General features: G+C 63.4%; 13 protein-coding genes. 11 read left to right on the plus strand and 2 right to left on the minus strand.

Going from position 1 to position 15,789, the window contains the following annotated elements:
* Window positions 1–2 precede the first annotated feature (2 nt).
* The 11 genes from AC0MRV_RS02845 to AC0MRV_RS02895 all read left to right on the plus strand — a co-directional run bounded on the left by AC0MRV_RS02845 (window position 3) and on the right by AC0MRV_RS02895 (window position 14,135).
* Window positions 3–491, plus strand: a complete 489-nt coding sequence (locus tag AC0MRV_RS02845) for an NADH-quinone oxidoreductase subunit NuoE family protein (protein WP_472762916.1) — start codon at window positions 3–5, stop codon at window positions 489–491.
* Window positions 492–496: 5 nt separating this feature from the next.
* Entirely contained in the window at window positions 497–1,846 is a 1,350-nt protein-coding gene (nuoF, locus tag AC0MRV_RS02850; protein ID WP_472762917.1) for an NADH-quinone oxidoreductase subunit NuoF, read from the plus strand.
* Window positions 1,847–1,866: 20 nt separating this feature from the next.
* The gene (locus AC0MRV_RS02855; protein ID WP_472762918.1) at window positions 1,867–3,564 is read left to right on the plus strand and encodes an NADH-quinone oxidoreductase subunit G; all 1,698 of its coding nucleotides are present in this window, start codon (window positions 1,867–1,869) and stop codon (window positions 3,562–3,564) included.
* Window positions 3,565–3,575: 11 nt separating this feature from the next.
* Window positions 3,576–4,739 (plus strand): complex I subunit 1/NuoH family protein, encoded by a 1,164-nt coding sequence (locus AC0MRV_RS02860; protein WP_472762919.1) that lies wholly within the window; start codon window positions 3,576–3,578, stop codon window positions 4,737–4,739.
* Between the two features lie 23 nt (window positions 4,740–4,762).
* Complete coding sequence (locus tag AC0MRV_RS02865) at window positions 4,763–5,302, plus strand: NuoI/complex I 23 kDa subunit family protein (protein ID WP_472762920.1); 540 nt, start codon at window positions 4,763–4,765, stop codon at window positions 5,300–5,302.
* 21 nt (window positions 5,303–5,323) lie between these two features.
* Window positions 5,324–5,842, plus strand: coding sequence for an NADH-quinone oxidoreductase subunit J family protein (locus AC0MRV_RS02870; RefSeq protein ID WP_472762921.1), 519 nt, complete (start codon window positions 5,324–5,326; stop codon window positions 5,840–5,842).
* Window positions 5,839–6,144 (plus strand): NADH-quinone oxidoreductase subunit NuoK, encoded by a 306-nt coding sequence (gene nuoK, locus AC0MRV_RS02875; protein ID WP_472762922.1) that lies wholly within the window; start codon window positions 5,839–5,841, stop codon window positions 6,142–6,144. The genes AC0MRV_RS02870 and nuoK overlap by 4 nt, the downstream gene beginning before the upstream one ends.
* Before the next feature lie 5 nt (window positions 6,145–6,149).
* The gene (nuoL, locus tag AC0MRV_RS02880) at window positions 6,150–8,024 is read left to right on the plus strand and encodes an NADH-quinone oxidoreductase subunit L (RefSeq protein WP_472762923.1); all 1,875 of its coding nucleotides are present in this window, start codon (window positions 6,150–6,152) and stop codon (window positions 8,022–8,024) included.
* A complete protein-coding gene (locus AC0MRV_RS02885; protein ID WP_472762924.1) occupies window positions 8,024–9,556 on the plus strand; it encodes a complex I subunit 4 family protein in 1,533 nt (510 codons plus the stop codon). The genes nuoL and AC0MRV_RS02885 overlap by 1 nt, the downstream gene beginning before the upstream one ends.
* A 31-nt stretch (window positions 9,557–9,587) precedes the next feature.
* A complete protein-coding gene (locus tag AC0MRV_RS02890) occupies window positions 9,588–11,108 on the plus strand; it encodes an NADH-quinone oxidoreductase subunit N (RefSeq protein WP_472762925.1) in 1,521 nt (506 codons plus the stop codon).
* A gap of 135 nt (window positions 11,109–11,243) precedes the next feature.
* Window positions 11,244–14,135 carry an endo-1,4-beta-xylanase gene (locus tag AC0MRV_RS02895; RefSeq protein WP_472762926.1) on the plus strand — a complete coding sequence of 964 codons (2,892 nt, stop codon included), beginning with the start codon at window positions 11,244–11,246 and terminating at the stop codon, window positions 14,133–14,135.
* A 72-nt stretch (window positions 14,136–14,207) separates the two neighbouring features.
* On the opposite strand, the gene AC0MRV_RS02900 is transcribed toward AC0MRV_RS02895, so the two are convergent.
* Together AC0MRV_RS02900 and AC0MRV_RS02905 are read right to left on the minus strand one after the other, a co-directional pair.
* On the minus strand, window positions 14,208–14,408 hold the full coding sequence (locus AC0MRV_RS02900; protein WP_472762927.1) for a hypothetical protein: 201 nt from the start codon (window positions 14,406–14,408) through the stop codon (window positions 14,208–14,210).
* A gap of 270 nt (window positions 14,409–14,678) precedes the next feature.
* Complete coding sequence (locus tag AC0MRV_RS02905; protein WP_472762928.1) at window positions 14,679–15,755, minus strand: potassium channel family protein; 1,077 nt, start codon at window positions 15,753–15,755, stop codon at window positions 14,679–14,681.
* Window positions 15,756–15,789: the final 34 nt, after the last annotated feature.

A 15,789-nucleotide genomic window follows, 5' to 3' on the forward strand; every position in this document is an offset into this window, starting at 1 on the left:
CGATGAATTTGAAGCCCGAAACCCTGACCCGTATCGACGAGGTCATTACGCACTACCCGGAGAAGCGTTCCGGCACCCTGCCGTTGCTGCACCTCATCCAGGAGGACGTTGGTTACATCTCCGACGAGGCCATCGAGTGGATCGCCCAAAAACTCGAGCTGCAGCCGATCAATGTCTACGAGGTCGTGACCTTCTACCCGATGTTCCGCCGCAAGCCCATTGGCCGGCGCCACATCAAGGTCTGCCGCACCCTGTCCTGCGCGCTCATGGGCGGCTACAAGACCTGCGCGACTTTCGAGAAGGAGTTCAACACGCATCTCGGCGAGGTTTCGCCCGACGGCGAAGTGACGGTCGAGTTCGTCGAATGTCTCGCCAGCTGCGGCACGGCGCCCGTCGTCATGATCGACGACGACCTTCACGAAAACGTCGACGAGGCGAAGGCCAAACAGATCGCCGACCAGATCAAGGCCGAGGCCGCCCAACGAGGATAAGCACCATGAGCGCACCCGCCGAAACCCGCATCATTTTCAAGCACATCGACGAGGAGGGCTACTCGAACGACATCGCCTGCTATCAGAAGCACGGCGGTTACGAGATGCTCAAGAAGGCCGTCACCCTGAAGCCCGAGGACATCCGCGAGGAGGTCAAGAAGTCCGGCCTGCGCGGTCGCGGCGGCGCGGGTTTCTCCTGTGGCCTCAAGTGGTCCTTCGTCGACCGCAAGAGCGGCAAGCCGATCTACCTCGTGGTCAATGCCGACGAGTCCGAGCCCGGCACCTTCAAGGACCGCTACATCATCCACCAGGACCCGCACCAGCTCATCGAAGGCACGATGATCTCGTGCTGGGCCAACGATGTGAAGCAGGCCTACATCTACATCCGCGGTGAATTCCCGGAAGGCGCCCGCATCCTCGAGAAGGCCATTCAGGAAGCCCGCGACGCCGGCTTCGTCGGTAAGAACATCTGCGGCACCGATTACTCCTGCGACATCTTCGTGCACCGCGGCGCCGGTGCCTACATCTGCGGTGAAGAGACCGGCCTCATCGAATCGCTCGAAGGCAAGCGCGCCAACCCGCGCATCAAGCCGCCTTACTTCCCGGCCGTGCTCGGTCTCTACCAATGCCCGACGATTGTGAACAACGTGGAGACCCTTTGCCACGTGAAGCACATCATGGAGATGGGCGCCGACGAATACCTGAAGATTGGCACGCCCAACAACACCGGCACCCGCATCTTTTGCGTTTCCGGCCACGTCAAGAAGCCCGGTTATTACGAGTTCCCCTGCGGTGCCGTGACCATGGGCCAGTTGCTCAACGACGTCTGCGGCGGTCCGCGTGAGGGCCACACTTTCAAGGCCGTCATCCCCGGCGGCTCCTCGGCCAAGATCCTGCGCTTCGGCGAAACCTTCACCATCAAGAACAAGGACGGTTCCACCAAGGAACTCGCAGTCGAGGACATCCCGATGGACTTCGACACCCTCGCAGCCTGCGGCACGATGGGCGGCTCCGGCGGCGTCATCGTGATGGACGACTCGGTCAACATGGTCGAAGCCCTCGCCAACATCAACGCGTTCTACTCCCACGAGAGCTGCGGCCAGTGCACACCCTGCCGCGAAGGCTCGCTGTGGATGAAGAAGATCTCGTCCCGCATGGTCCACGGCGAAGCCCGCAGCGAGGACGGCGAACTCATCAAGAGCGTCGCCGACCAGATCGCCGGCCGCACCATCTGCGCCTTCGGCGAAGCCTGCTCCTGGCCGACCCAAAGCTTCGTTCTCAAGTTCGGTGACGAATTCAAAGCCTATCCGGAGGCCAAGAAGTCCAAGTCCGCCGACGCCCTCGAACTCATCTGAGCCACTTTCGACTTTCCGCAATGATTCAGCCCGCCCAACCCGATCTCGTGACCGTCATCATCGACGGCAAAGAGGTGTCCGTGCCCAAGGGGACGAACGTCATCGAGGCCGCTCGTCTGGTCGGCACCGACGTGCCGCACTATTGCTACCACCCGAAGCTGTCCGTCGCCGGCAACTGCCGCATGTGCCTCATCGAAATGGGCATGCCCATGACCGACCGCGCCACCCGTGAACCGATCATGGACCCGGAGACCGGCAAGCAGAAGATCGGTTGGATCCCGCGTCCGCAGATCGGTTGCGCCACCAACGTCGCGCCGGGCATGCACATCAAGACCCAGTCGCCGCTCATCAAGGAGTGTCGCGAGGGCGTGATGGAGTTCCTCCTCATCAATCACCCGCTCGACTGCCCGATCTGTGACCAGGCCGGCGAGTGCAAGCTGCAGGAGCAGGCCACCGGTTACGGCCGCGGTTACTCCCGCTTCATCGAGCAAAAGAACGTCAAACCCAAGCGCACCCAGCTCGGTCCGCGGGTCATGCTCGATGACGAGCGCTGCGTGCTTTGCTCGCGTTGCATCCGTTTTTCCAAGGAGATCGCCAACGACGATGTGCTCGGCTTCATCGACCGTGGTTCCTACTCCACGCTCACCTGCTACCCGGGCAAGGAGCTGGCCAACAACTACTCGCTCAACACCGTCGACATCTGCCCGGTCGGCGCGCTCACCTCGACCGACTTCCGCTTCAAGATGCGCGTCTGGTTCCTCAAGCAGACCAACAGCATCTGCACCGAGAGTAGTGTCGGCGCGAATACGGTGGTCTGGTCGCGCGAGGGCGTGATCTATCGCATCACCCCGCGGCGCAACGACGAGGTCAACGACACCTGGATGGCCGACTCCGGCCGCGTCCTTTACAAGGAGGTTCAGGCCGTCAACCGCCTCACCGCTGCGACCGCCAACGGGGCGAACGCTACCCTCGCCGGCGCCATCGCCGCCGCCGCCGAACTCGCCAAGGGCGGCAACGTCGCCGTGGTCGGTTCCGGCCGCAGCTCGGTCGAGGAACAGTTCCTCACCAAAAAACTCGCCGCCGTCGCCGAAGCCGAAACTTTCCTGATCGGCCGAGTGGGGGAGGGCGACGGTTTGCTCATTTCCGCCGACCGCAACCCGAACACCCGCGGCGCACTCGTTACCGGTCTGATCGACAAGCTGCCGACCAACGACCTCGCCGCTCTCGGCGCCGAAATTGACGCGGGCCGCGTGAAGACGATCATCAGCGTGGGCGAAGACCTCGCCGCCGCCGGCCTCAGCGCCGAGCAGCTGGCCAAGGTCGCGGTGGTCTTCATCGGCACGCATGGCAGCGACACCACTGCCGCCGCCCAGGTCGTCATCCCGACGCTCACGGTGTTCGAGAAGAATGGCACCTTCATCAACCAGCAGTTCCGTTTGCAGAAGTTTGCCAAGGCCATTCCCGGCCCGGCCGGTGCGACCGACGACCTCGTGGTCCTCGATGAACTCATCGCCGCCATCGGTGGCGAGGCCACCGACGGTGACCTGAAGTCCATCTGGAAGAGCCTCAACGCCGAGATCAGTCAGCTGGCCAACGTGTCTTACGCCAATCTCCCCGCCACCGGCCTGCTGCTCGACAGCTCCGCCTGGGCCAAGATCGATTTCCCCGAGGGCGAGACCCTCCACTACAAGCCCGCTGCGGCCGAAGCCAGCGCCTGATCGTCCGAGCCATGATCGACTTCTACTTCAGTCTTCCCGTTCTGGTCCGCACCGCCCTGCAAGGTTTGGCGGTGATCGCGGTGCTGTTCCCCTTGGCCGGCGCCTGCTCCATGGCCGAGCGCAAGGTCTCGGCCTGGATCCAGGGGCGTCCTGGTCCGAACCGTGCCATCGTGCCGTGGCTCGCCTGGATCCCTGGCATCAAGTTCCTGCAGCGCCTCGGCGTGTTCCACTTCACCGCCGACGGCGGCAAGATGTTCTTCAAAGAGGACGTCGTGCCCGGGCACGTGAACAAGTTCTACTATTACCTCGCGCCGCTCGTGGCCGTGGTGCCGGCGCTTTGCACCGTGGTGTTCGTGCCCTTCGGCGCCTACTGGGACGCCGCGACCGAGACGCTCAAGCCGCTCATCCTCGCCAACGTCGATGTCGGCATCCTCGCGGTCTTCGCCGTCGGTTCGCTCGGTGTGTATGCGCTGATTCTCGCCGGCTGGGCCTCCAACTCGAAGTATCCCTTCCTCGGCGGCGTTAGGGCCTCGGCTCAGCTCATTTCCTACGAGCTTTCGATGACCCTTTCGGTGCTGCCGGTTTTCCTGTGGGTCAACGCCCCCGGCGGCGAGGGCACGTTGAGCCTCTTCGCGGTCGTCGAGTCGCAGAGCGGCCCGGGCTTCCTCGGCGGCATGTGGAACATCTTCCTGATGCCGCTGAGCGCCTTCATCTTCCTCGTCGCGCTCTACGCCGAGACCAACCGCCAGCCCTTTGACATGCCGGAATCCGAAGCTGACCTCGTGGGTGGTTTCCACACCGAATACGGCGAGCTCAAGTGGGGCCTCTTCTTCGTGGCCGAATACGCCCACATGTTCGTCGGCTCCGGCGTCTTCATGATCCTCTTCTGCGGCGGTTGGAATCCGTTGCCATGGGTTTCGCTGGCCGACCTGCTCGGCTTCCTCGGCGGCATCGCCCCAATCTTCCTTAATCCGATCGTCAGCGGCCTCATCGCCATCGGCATCTTCCTTGGCAAACTGATCTTCTCGATCTTCGTCTTCATGTGGGTGCGCTGGACCCTGCCGCGCTTCCGCTACGACCAGGTCATGAAGCTCGGCTGGCAGAAGCTGCTCCCGCTCTCCATCGGCAACCTCATCTTCTACGCGATCGCCATCGCGATCATCGAACGCAGCTAACGCCGCCTCGTCCCTCTCGCGCCATGTCTTTCAAAACCGTCGAACGCAAGCCGCTCACCTTCGCCGAGCGCACCTATGTCCCGCAAATTCTCAGCGGGATGAAGACCACGTTCAAACACCTCGTCCGTCCCAAGGAGACCCTCGAATATCCCGAGCAGCGTCCCGCCATCCCGGAAGGTTACCGCGGCATGCCGACCCTCGTGATGGACCCGAACGGTCGCGAGAAGTGCGTGTCCTGCCAGCTGTGCGAATTCGTCTGCCCGCCGAAGGCCATCCGCATCACCCCGGGTGAGATCCCCGCCGACGCCGAGACCGCGCACGTCGAGAAGGCGCCCGAAGAGTTCAAGATCGACATGCTGCGCTGCATTTACTGCGGCCTCTGTCAGGAAGTCTGCCCCGAGGAGGCAATCTGGCTGCAGACCGAGTATTCAGTCACCGGTTACAGCCGCGACGAGATGGTCAACGACAAGAAGCGCCTCTACGAGCTCGGCGGCACGCTGCCCGACGAGCACTTCAAGTGGGACAAGAAAAAGGCCGCCGAAGAGGCCGGCAACGCGCACTGACTTTCCAGCCCAACGCCCATCATGGCAGACATCCTGTTTCACCTCTTTGCCTTCCTGATCGTGCTCAGCGCGGTCATGGTGGTCTATAATCACAACGCCGTGAACTCGGCCCTGTGGTTCCTCATGGCGCTCGTCGGCGTGTCGGGTCTGTTCGTCCTGCTCGACTCCTTCCTCCTGGCGGTGCTCATGATCCTGGTCTACGCGGGCGCGGTCGTCGCGTTGTTCCTCTTCATCATCATGCTGCTCGACATGCAGGGTGGGGAACGCCCGCCGTTCTCCAAACCCACCGCGGTGGCGGCGCTCATCGGCGCGGCCCTGCTGGCCATGTGCGTGATGGTCTTCGTGAAGGGCACCGGTGCGCTGCGTTCCCCGTCGCCCGAGTCCGTCGCGCCCGTTGGCGCTAACCTCAAGGCTTATGCCGACCAATTGTTCACCACTTACCTCCTGCCGGTGCAGGTCGTGGGCTTCCTGCTCCTCATCGCCATGCTCGGCGTGATCGTGCTCAGCAAAAAATTCGAAGGTCTGGAGGACGTGAAATGAACGTCGGACTGCATGATTATCTGATTCTGTCGGCGCTGTTGTTCGCCATCGGGTTCGTCGGCGTGCTCGTGCGCAAGAACACCCTGGTGATCTACATGTGCCTCGAGCTCATGCTCGTCGCGTCGACCATCGCCCTCGTCGCCTTCTCGCGCTTCAACGGCACGATGGACGGCAACGTCTTCGTCTTCTTCATCCTTACCGTCGCCGCCGCCGAAGTGGCCGTCGGTCTCGCCATCATCGTCGCCCTCTTCCGCCGTCGCCAGACCGTGCAGGTGGAGCAGCTCACCGCGCTCAAGAACTGACCGCCATGGAGTCCAGCCAACTCGCCCTCATTTCCCTGCTGACGCCGCTCGCGTCGGCCGCCGTCATCGCGCTGTTCCTGCGGCGCGCCGGTGCCCTCGCGTCGTATCTGTCCACGGCGGCCGCGGCGGTGACCATGGTCACCGCGCTGATGCTCGCCTATGGCGGCCATCGCTTCGACGCTTCGGCGGAGTGGTTCACCTTTGGTGACTTCACCCTCAAGCTGGGCATCAAGTTCGACGACCTCGCGGCGCTCATGCTGAGCATCGTCGGCGTCGTCGGCTTCTGCGTGCACCTCTTCTCGCTCGGCTACATGCACGACGATGACTCGAAGGCCCGTTTCTTCGGCGGTCTGTCCATCTTCATGTTCTCGATGATCGGCATCGTCTTTGCCGACAACCTGTTCATGATGTTCATCTTCTGGGAATTGGTCGGTTTCAGCTCCTACCTGCTGATCAACCACTACTGCCTCAAGCAGTCCGCGGCCGACGCCTCGAAGAAGGCCTTCATCGTCAACCGTGTGGGCGACTTCGGTTTCCTGATCGGCATCCTCCTGTGCTACTGGCACTACGGCACGGTGGACCTCAACGCGTTGCCCTACGTGGTGCAGGGCGGCACGGCGCTGCTGACGGCGGTGCCGCTGCTGCTGTTCTGTGGCGCGGTCGGCAAGTCGGCCCAGATGCCGCTGCACGTCTGGCTGCCTGACGCCATGGAAGGTCCGACGCCCGTGTCCGCCTTGATCCACGCCGCCACCATGGTCGCCGCCGGTATCTACATGCTGTGCCGCATCGAGGTGCTCATGGTCGAGCAAGCGCTCCAAGTCATCATGTGGGTCGGCACGGTCACCGCCCTTTACGCCGCGCTGTGCGCCATCGTGCAGAGCGACATCAAGAAGGTCCTGGCTTACTCCACGCTTTCCCAGCTCGGTTACATGGTCGCTGCCTTCGGTCTAGGTTCCCTGGCAACGGAGCACGACGGCCACGAAGTCGTGATCGCCGCCGGCGTCGGCGCCGCGATGTTCCACCTCACCACCCACGCCTTCTTCAAGGCGCTCATGTTCCTCGGCTCCGGTTCGGTCATCCACGGCTGCCACCACGAACAGAACATCTTCAAGATGGGCGGCCTGCTGAAGAAGATGCCCATCACCGGCATCACCTTCACGGTCGGCGTGCTGGCCATCTCCGGACTGCCCTTCATCTCGGGCTTCTTCTCCAAGGACGCCATCCTGCACCTCGCGCAGCTGAAGAGCACGCCGGTCTTCGCGATCCTCGTGATCACCGCGGTGCTGACCAGCTTCTACATGTTCCGCCTGTGGCGCATCACCTTCTTTGGTGAGCCCCGCAGCGATGAGGCTGAGCACGCGCACGAAGGCGGTTTGTCCATGACGCTGCCGCTGATCGTGCTGGCGGTGCTGTCCCTGGTCGGTGGTTACACCCACGGTCCGCTCGGTTTCATCTACGGTCACGCGTTTGAAGGCGTCTGGTCGCAGATCCCGCATGCGGAGGGCATCAGCGTATACGTGATGTCGATCGCGATCCTCGCGGTGGGTGCCGGTCTGGCTTTCGCGCTCTACAAGCCGATTGGCTCCGACGGTCTTGCCACCAAGGCGCCTGGCGCCTTCGCCGGTCTCACCATGGTCAAGGAATCCTGGGACCGCGCCTACGACTACTACGTCGCCAAGGTGCAGGACCGCTTTGCCATGCTGATGAACTTCCTCGAGCAGATCTTCCTCGCCGGGCTGATCATCCGCGGTCTGGCCGGCGTGGTGGGGCTCTTCGGCATCGGCGCCCGCGCGCTGCACACCGGCAGCCTGCACGCCTACGTTTATTGGTTCCTGCTCGGAGCGGTCATGCTCTGGGGCTTCGCGGGAGGGCTTTTCTGATGCAAAGTTTCGACATCCTGTTGTTCGCGATTCTGTCGCCGCTGGCGCTCGCGTTGGCGATGGTGCTCGGCCTGCCGTCGGGCTTGGCCAAGAAGCTCGCCTACGTGGCCTTTGCCATCCCGGCCCTCGCGGGTCTTTGCGTGTGGTATCGTTACGGTGCCGCGCCGACCGAGGCCGGCTACGCGTTCCTCACGAGCTACAACACCGGCCTGTCCAACCTGGGCATCCAGCTCACGCTCGGCCTTAACGGCATCTCGCTGCCGCTCTTCGTGATGGCCGGCATCGTTGGCCTGGCCGCGGGCCTTTACGCGCTGCAATCCGCCGCGGAGCGCCTCAACACTTACGTCATGCTGCTCCTCGTCATGCAGGGCGGCCTGATGGGCGTGTTCGCCAGCGTGGACGTGTTCTTCTTCTACTTCTTCCACGAACTCGCCCTCATCCCGACCTTCATCATGGTCGGCATCTGGGGTGGGCGGGACCGCAACTACGCGGCCATGAAGATGACGATTTATCTGACCGTTGGCGCGATGCTGTCGCTGATCGGCCTCATCGCCATCTACTACAAGAGCGGCGCCCAGACCTTTGACATGATCGCGCTCCGCGCAGCCATTGCTGAGCAGGGCCTCTCCACCGTCGCCCAGCAGAACATCTTTGGTCTGCTCATGTTCGGCTTCGGCATCCTCGTTTCGCTCTGGCCGCTGCACACCTGGGCTCCGCTCGGTTACGGTGCGGCGCCGAGCTCGGTCGCCATGCTCCACGCGGGCGTGCTCAAGAAGTTCGGCCTCTACGGTCTCATCCAGATCGCTCTGCCGCTGCTGCCGCAGGGCGCCAATCACTGGGCCACGATCCTCGCGACGCTCGCCGTCGTCGGCAACGTGCTCGTGGTCGGCATCATCACGATCGCCCAAAAAGACCTGAAGCAGCTCGTCGGTTACAGCTCGGTCATGCACATGGGTTACGCCTTCCTCGGCGTCGCTTGCATTTCGACCATCGGTATCGGCGGCGTGGTCTTCATGATGGTGGCGCATGGCTTTTCGGCCGCGTTGCTCTTCCTGCTTTCGACCAGCATCTATCACCGCACCCAGACCTTCGATCTCGAGGAGATGGGCGGCCTGGTGAAACACGCGCCGGTGCTGTCGGCCTTCTTCGTCGCCGCCACCCTGGCCAGCATCGGTCTGCCGGGCTTTGCCAACTTCTGGGGTGAACTCACGATCTTTGTCGCGGCCTGGAAGGCGTTCCCGACCCTCACGGTGATCTCCATCGCCGGCGTCGTGATCTCAGCCATCTACGGCCTGCGCGCCGCGGCCCGCGTGTTCTTCGGACCACAGACCGAAGCCTTTGACAAGGTGCTCGCCGAAAAGCCCGCCACCGATCTCGGCTGGTCGGAGAAGCTGCCCGCGCTGCTCCTCCTCGTCGGTCTGCTCGTGCTCGGTTTCTGGCCCAAGGCCTTCTCCGGGGCGATCAACGACTCCGTCATCGAAGTTTATTCCGCCGCCGCCGCCGTCACGCCCACTGACGTCGCCCGCAACTGATCCATTCCCGCTGCCCTGATTCGCCCTCGCGATGAACATCACTGACCTTCAACAAGCCGCCGCTTCCAACCAATGGCTCGCGATCGCGCCCGAGCTCATGGTCGGCTGCCTCGCGCTGCTGCTCCTCATCTTTGAGATCCTCTTTCCGAAGAAGTATTACGATCTGATCCCGGCGCTCTCCATCGTCGGCCTGCTCGCGATCATCGGCGGACTCATCTTCAACTACCACACGGTCTTCCTTGGGCGGGAAACCTTCAACGGCCTCCTGCTGCACACCGGCACGGGTCAGTTCCTGCGGCTCTTCTTCCTGCTCGCGGCGGTCGGCGTGAGCGTGCTCGGCACCGTGGCGCTGAAGCGCCAGAAGATGCCGAAGGTTGAGTTCTTCGCCATTACGCTGGTGATCACTGCGGCGATGATGCTGCTGGCGCAGAGCAATCACTTCGTGATGCTCTTCGTCGCCCTCGAAACCATCACGGTCGGGTTCTACGTGCTCGTGAGTTACACCCGCACCAACCCCCTCTCGCTCGAGGCGGGCCTGAAGTATCTCATTATGGGCGCGCTGAGCTCGGGCATCCTGCTCTTTGGCATCGTGCTGCTCTACGGCGTCGCCGGCAATCCGGGCCTCGCGCAGCACACCGAGCAGTCGATGCACTTTGAGCACCTGCGCGTGTTCCTCCAATCCAACCCGGACAACCTGCTCGCCTCGATCGGCATCGTGCTCGTGCTCGCCGGCGTCGCTTTCAAGATCGGTGCGGTTCCGTTCCAGATCTGGATTCCAGACGTTTACCAAGGCGCGCCGACGCCCGTCACCGCCTTCCTCGCCATCGCCTCCAAGGCGGCGGGCTTCGCCATCCTGCTCACGCTCGTGAGCGTGTTCAGCCCCTACGCCGCGCTGGTGACCAAGGTCCTCACCGTCGCCGCAATCGTGACGATTCTCTTCGGCAATATCGCCGCGCTCACTCAGCACAATGTGAAGCGCCTCATCGGGCTCTCGGGGGTGTCGCACGCGGGTTACCTGCTCATTGGCGTGATCGCCGCGCTGCACTCATCGATCGCCGTGGGGGCGATCTGCTTCTACCTCTTTGCCTACCTGCTCGGTTCGCTCGCCGTGTTTGGCGTGATGACCCACGTTTCCGGGGACGACGACGCCGATCAGGATCTCGACCACTACGCCGATCTCGCGAAAGAGCATCCCTTCCTCGGCGCGGTGCTGGGCGTGGGCCTCGGTTCGTTGGCCGGCATTCCGCCGCTGGCTGGTTTTATGGGCAAACTGCTCGTGTTCCTCGCGGCGTTTGAAGCCGGACTCTACCCGCTGCTCGCCGTGGCGATCATCGGCGTGGTCCTCTCGATCTACTACTACTTTGGTTGGATCAAAGCGGCCTTCTTCCCGCAATGGCGTCCGCCGGTTTTTGAAGGCGACGACCCCATCCCGGAGCCCCCGCGTCAGCCGGTCGGAACCCCCGCCCGGATCCTGCTCGCGACGGCTGCCCTGGCCTCGGTTTTCCTCGGTTTCTACCAAGGTCCGATAGGAGCCTGGCTTGGCCTGGGCTGATAGGTGCAGGTTACTCTATTATTTTAGTCATAAACCCGCCGAAATCGGCGGGTTTTTTTTGCGCCCCGCCGCAGAACTGCGAACGTTCCGGCTATGCCCCTTAACCCCCTTCCTCTTTGGAGGCGCCTTGGCGTCATGGCTGTGTTTTGCCAACTGATCGGTTGGTCGGTTGCGCAAGAGATTCCCTCCGGCGGTCAGTCGATGCTGGCGCAGGCCACCATCAATGATGCGAGTTTTTACTCGAACAACGTCGATGGTGGGCCCGTGGCGACGCGCGAGTTCGTGAGCGTGACGGGGCAGGACTTCACCACCGCTGCCCGCATCGCCACCCTCAACCCCACCGGACAATTTTGGTCGAGCTCCATGGCCTTCAGCAGCGACCGTGCGGTCGCCGACGGCGATGTGGTGCTGTTGCATTTCTGGATGCGGGCGATCGAGACGACGGACGAGACCGGCACGGTCACGATGGAAGCCTTCGTTGAAGGACCGGCACCCGATTACACCAAATCAGTCTCACTGCAGGTAAACGCGAATTCGGCGTGGCAGCACTTCTTCATCCCGTTCAGCGTAAACGGCGACTACACGACCGGGAACCTCGGCTTCAAGTTCGGCTTCGGCAACACCGGTCGGGCCCAGGTGCTGGAAATGGGCGGAGTTGAGGCCCTGTGGTATGGCACGTCCCTCACGGTGCAGGACCTGCCACGCACCAGTTTCCAATACAACGGTCGCGAAGCCACCGCCTCCTGGCGCTTCGGCGCGGCCAGCCGCATCAACCAGTATCGCAAGGGCACCTACGTGGTGCGCGCCGTGGACCCGGCCGGTCAACCGGTCGCAGGCACCAAGCTGCGGGTGCGTCTGCGCAAGCACGCCTTCGAATTCGGCACCGCCATGGTGGCCTCGCGCATCATGGATCAGGTGGGCACGGACAACGCGATTTACCGCGAGAAAATCCTCGAGCTCTTCAACAGCGGCACGCTCGAGAACGACACCAAATGGCCACCTTGGGATGGGGAGTGGGGCAGTGGCTTTAACCAGACCCAAACAATCGGTGCGCTGCAGTGGACGGAGGCCAACGACCTGACCATGCGCGGTCACGTGCTGGTGTGGCCTTCCATCCGCAATCTGCCCAACCACCTCACCGCGCGCGTGCAAAGTGCCGACGCCACCGTGCCGGCCACCGTCCTCGACCACATCACAGATGTGATGAACAAGACCCAGGGTTACTTCACCGATTGGGACGTGATGAATGAGCCCTACGACAACTTCGACCTGATGAACACCTACGGCTACGGGATCATGGCCGAGTGGTTCAAGAAGGCCCGCGAACTCGACGACTCCGTCGGGCTCTTCGTCAACGACTACGGCATTCTCTCCGGTGGGGGCCTCAACGTCGCGAAACAGGATGCCTATGAAGCCACCATCCAGCGCATCATCGACGATGGTGGCCCCATCAACGGCATCGGTTTCCAAGGCCACTTCTCGGGCAGCCCCACCGGCATTCCCAAGGTCTGGGAAATCCTCGAACGTTACGCGACCGCGTTCCCCGACTTTGGCCTACGCATCACCGAGTTCGACATCGGCGGTGAAGACACCGCGTTGCAGGCCGACTACTTGCGCGACTTCTACACCATTGCCTTCAGTCATCCCAACATGCTCGGCATCCAAGCCTGGGGCTTCTGGGAAAGCGCGCACTGGCGCGAAGAGTCGGCCTTCTACGCCGCCGACTGGACCGAGCGCCCAATCGGCACTGCCTATCGCGAACTCGTGCTCGGCGAGTGGATGACCAACGACCTGCGCACGACCGCGATGGACGGGCGTTTTGCCGGCCGCGGTATGGCGGGCGACTATGTGGTGGAGGCTCCCGATGGCACTGCCATGGGTTCGTTCACGCTCGCGCCCGGGGGCGAGGTTGCGGTCGACATCGTGTTTCCCGCGACCCAGGCGCTCGAACTACAAATCGTGAAGCATCCCACCGGCGCGACGGTCGCGCCGGGTTCGACGGTGACCCTGGTCGCCGAAGCCTCCGCCCCGGATCCCGTGACGGTCACTTGGCATAAGGAAGGTGGCGGCGTGGTCGGCTCCGGCACGACGCTCACGCTCACCGCAGTCGATGGCTCCGACGAAGGGCGCTACTACATCGTCGCCGACGCGGGGGGCAATTCGGTGGAATCGCGCCGCGCCCGGATCGGAGTCCGTGGCCCCAGTGCATCGCGTTCCGAAAAACTGGCCAACATCTCTTCCCGCGGGCGGGTGCAAACCGGCGCCGGCGTCATGGTCGCGGGCTTTGTGCTCGAAGGCAGTGCCAGCAAGGATGTCGTCATTCGCGCGGTCGGTCCGAAGCTGAATGATTGGGGGGTGCCCGGAGTGCTGCCGGATCCCAAGATCCGTTTGTTCGGACTGGGATCAGGCACTCCCTTTGCGGAGGCCGACGATTGGGATGCCTCCCTTAGTTCCGATTTTGATGCGCTCGGTGCCTTTGCCTTGGATGGCGACACGAAGTCCGCGGCGCTGCGGACCACCCTTACCCCCGGTGGTTACTCGGCCGAGGTTTCCGGCGTGGGGGGCACGACCGGCGTGGCCATTGTCGAGGTTTACGATGCGCAGACCGGCAATCCGGTGGAGTTGTCCAACATCTCCACGCGTGGTCAGGTTGGCACTGGGGCGGACATCCTGGTCGCAGGTTTTGTGATTTCCGGGAACGTGCCGCAAAAGGTGCTGGTCCGCGGTATTGGTCCGGCGATGGAGCGTTATAGCGTCACTGGCGTCCTGAGTGATCCGGTGCTGCGGCTCTACGAAAGCCTGCCGACGGGCGGCCGCCATCTCGTGACCAACTACGACTGGACCGCCGCACCGGATGCGGAGGCGATCGCCTCGACGAGCGCGCAGGTCGGCGCCTTTCCGCTCGCCGCCGGCGATGGTGATGCGGCCATCCTCATCGACCTCGAGCCCGGCGCCTACTCGGTCGAACTGGCCGGCGCCAATGGTGAAACCGGCATTGGACTGATCGAAGTGTATCGCGTGCGTTGATACGCGATTGCTGCCGCCGCCGCCCGGTGAACCCGGGCGCGGCGATCGCGTTGCCGTTTCTCGGCGCACGCGTCACTTGATCGACGGTTGCAGGGACTCCGCCAGATCGGGGCGAACGACGGGCACGAGGAAATCGTGATCGCTGAGCGGGCTGGCTTCCTCGACGTGGCGGGCGGCCTCCCGCAGGCGGCGGGTGAGTGCGGCGACGATGCGGTCGCAGGTCGCATCGAGCGGCGGCAGGCCGGTGGGCAAGGGCGGTGGAGGTGGATTCATGATCGGGTGGGCTTGGTGGTGAAGCCCTCCCCGGTGTCGTCCGGCCGGTGGTCCTTTTCCTAAAAAAAAGACCCCCTCCGGTGTGGCACCGGAGGGGGCAAAGTGTTGAGCACTTACTCTCCTCGCGGTGCGCGGGTGGCGGACACGATGGCGGATACGGCCACGGCGGATACGTGGACGGATTTAAGCGCGGAGATCGTGACCGAGAGGTTCATGCGGGAGGCGGCAGAGAGGAGATGGCGCGGGCCGGCGTCAAGCCCGGAGGATGATTCAGGAAACCTCGCTGCCGCGATAGACCCGGCGCGGGGTTTCCGCGGGCACGAGGAAATCGGCTGGCAGCAGCTCGGGTTGCACCATGGCAATGATGCGGTCGCCGGGTGCGCAGGTGGTGGCGGGGTCGGGGCTTTGCACGGTGTTGCCGTCCTTGCGGCGCAGGCCGATCACGAGCATGCCGCCGGCCGCCGCGCAAATTTCGCGCAGGCTCTTGCCTTTGAACTGGGGGTAGGTGTCGACGCCGAGCACGATCATATCAAGGCCCATGCGATGCAGATCGGCCACGGCGCCGCTGTCGTGCATGTCGGCGAAAAGGGCGGACAAATCGGTCGACGCGAGCGCGTGGGCGATGCGGTGGCCGCCAATGAGGGCGGGCATGATGACCTCGTTGGCGCCGGCTTGGCGGAGCTTTTGTTCGGTGTTGGGTTGTTCGCCGCGGGCGATGATCCGGATGTCGGTGTTGAGGTTGCGGGCGGTGAGGGTGATGAAAACGTTGAGGGCGTCCTGGGGCAGGACCGTGGCGAGGTTTTGGGCGCGGCCGACGCCGGCCTGTTGCAGGGTCTCCTCCTCGGTGGCGTCGCCCTGCAGAGCGAGGTAGCCGGCGGCGAGGGCCTGGTCGACGCGGTCGTCGTCGCGATCGAGGATGACGAAGCTTTGTTTTCGTCGCTCCAGATCCTGGGCGAGGATCTGGCCGATGCGACCATAGCCGCAGATGATGGTGTGGTCCTGCAGGCCATCGAGACTGCGGCCGCGTTTGAGTTCATTGAGCATCGATTTGACCTCTCCTTCGGTGATGAGGCGGACCATGCCGCCAAAGATGTAAATGGCGGCGACGTAGCCGGCGATGATGAGTCCGCTGGTGAAGATGCGCAGCTCGACGGTGTCGACCGGTCGGACTTCGCCGTAGCCCACGCCGAATATGGTGATGATCACCATGTAGATGGCGTCCCACACATCCCAGCCAGCCAGCTCGTAGCCGACCGTGGCCACAATCACGATGGCCAGGAAGAGCAGGCCTCCGATCTGGAGTTGGCGGAGACCGCTGAGACGGGAGCGTTCGGCGGGAGCGGACATGGGGCGGGGTGTGCGGGGAGCCAATCCCGTGCCG

Source organism: Actomonas spartinae (assembly GCF_051209155.1).
Taxonomy (GTDB): domain Bacteria; phylum Verrucomicrobiota; class Verrucomicrobiia; order Opitutales; family Opitutaceae; genus Actomonas.

Excerpts from the sequence above, each read along its gene's own strand:
- nuoK (WP_472762922.1), top strand. The coding sequence starts at position 5,839 with ATGAACGTCGGACTGCATGATTATCTGATTCTGTCGGCGCTGTTGTTC.
- AC0MRV_RS02870 (WP_472762921.1), top strand. The coding sequence starts at position 5,324 with ATGGCAGACATCCTGTTTCACCTCTTTGCCTTCCTGATCGTGCTCAGC.
- AC0MRV_RS02895 (WP_472762926.1), top strand. The coding sequence starts at position 11,244 with ATGGCTGTGTTTTGCCAACTGATCGGTTGGTCGGTTGCGCAAGAGATT.
- AC0MRV_RS02860 (WP_472762919.1), top strand. The coding sequence starts at position 3,576 with ATGATCGACTTCTACTTCAGTCTTCCCGTTCTGGTCCGCACCGCCCTG.
- AC0MRV_RS02855 (WP_472762918.1), top strand. The coding sequence starts at position 1,867 with ATGATTCAGCCCGCCCAACCCGATCTCGTGACCGTCATCATCGACGGC.
- AC0MRV_RS02905 (WP_472762928.1), bottom strand. The coding sequence starts at position 15,755 with ATGTCCGCTCCCGCCGAACGCTCCCGTCTCAGCGGTCTCCGCCAACTC.
- AC0MRV_RS02885 (WP_472762924.1), top strand. The coding sequence starts at position 8,024 with ATGCAAAGTTTCGACATCCTGTTGTTCGCGATTCTGTCGCCGCTGGCG.
- nuoF (WP_472762917.1), top strand. The coding sequence starts at position 497 with ATGAGCGCACCCGCCGAAACCCGCATCATTTTCAAGCACATCGACGAG.
- AC0MRV_RS02845 (WP_472762916.1), top strand. The coding sequence starts at position 3 with ATGAATTTGAAGCCCGAAACCCTGACCCGTATCGACGAGGTCATTACG.
- AC0MRV_RS02900 (WP_472762927.1), bottom strand. The coding sequence starts at position 14,408 with ATGAATCCACCTCCACCGCCCTTGCCCACCGGCCTGCCGCCGCTCGAT.
- AC0MRV_RS02865 (WP_472762920.1), top strand. The coding sequence starts at position 4,763 with ATGTCTTTCAAAACCGTCGAACGCAAGCCGCTCACCTTCGCCGAGCGC.
- nuoL (WP_472762923.1), top strand. The coding sequence starts at position 6,150 with ATGGAGTCCAGCCAACTCGCCCTCATTTCCCTGCTGACGCCGCTCGCG.
- AC0MRV_RS02890 (WP_472762925.1), top strand. The coding sequence starts at position 9,588 with ATGAACATCACTGACCTTCAACAAGCCGCCGCTTCCAACCAATGGCTC.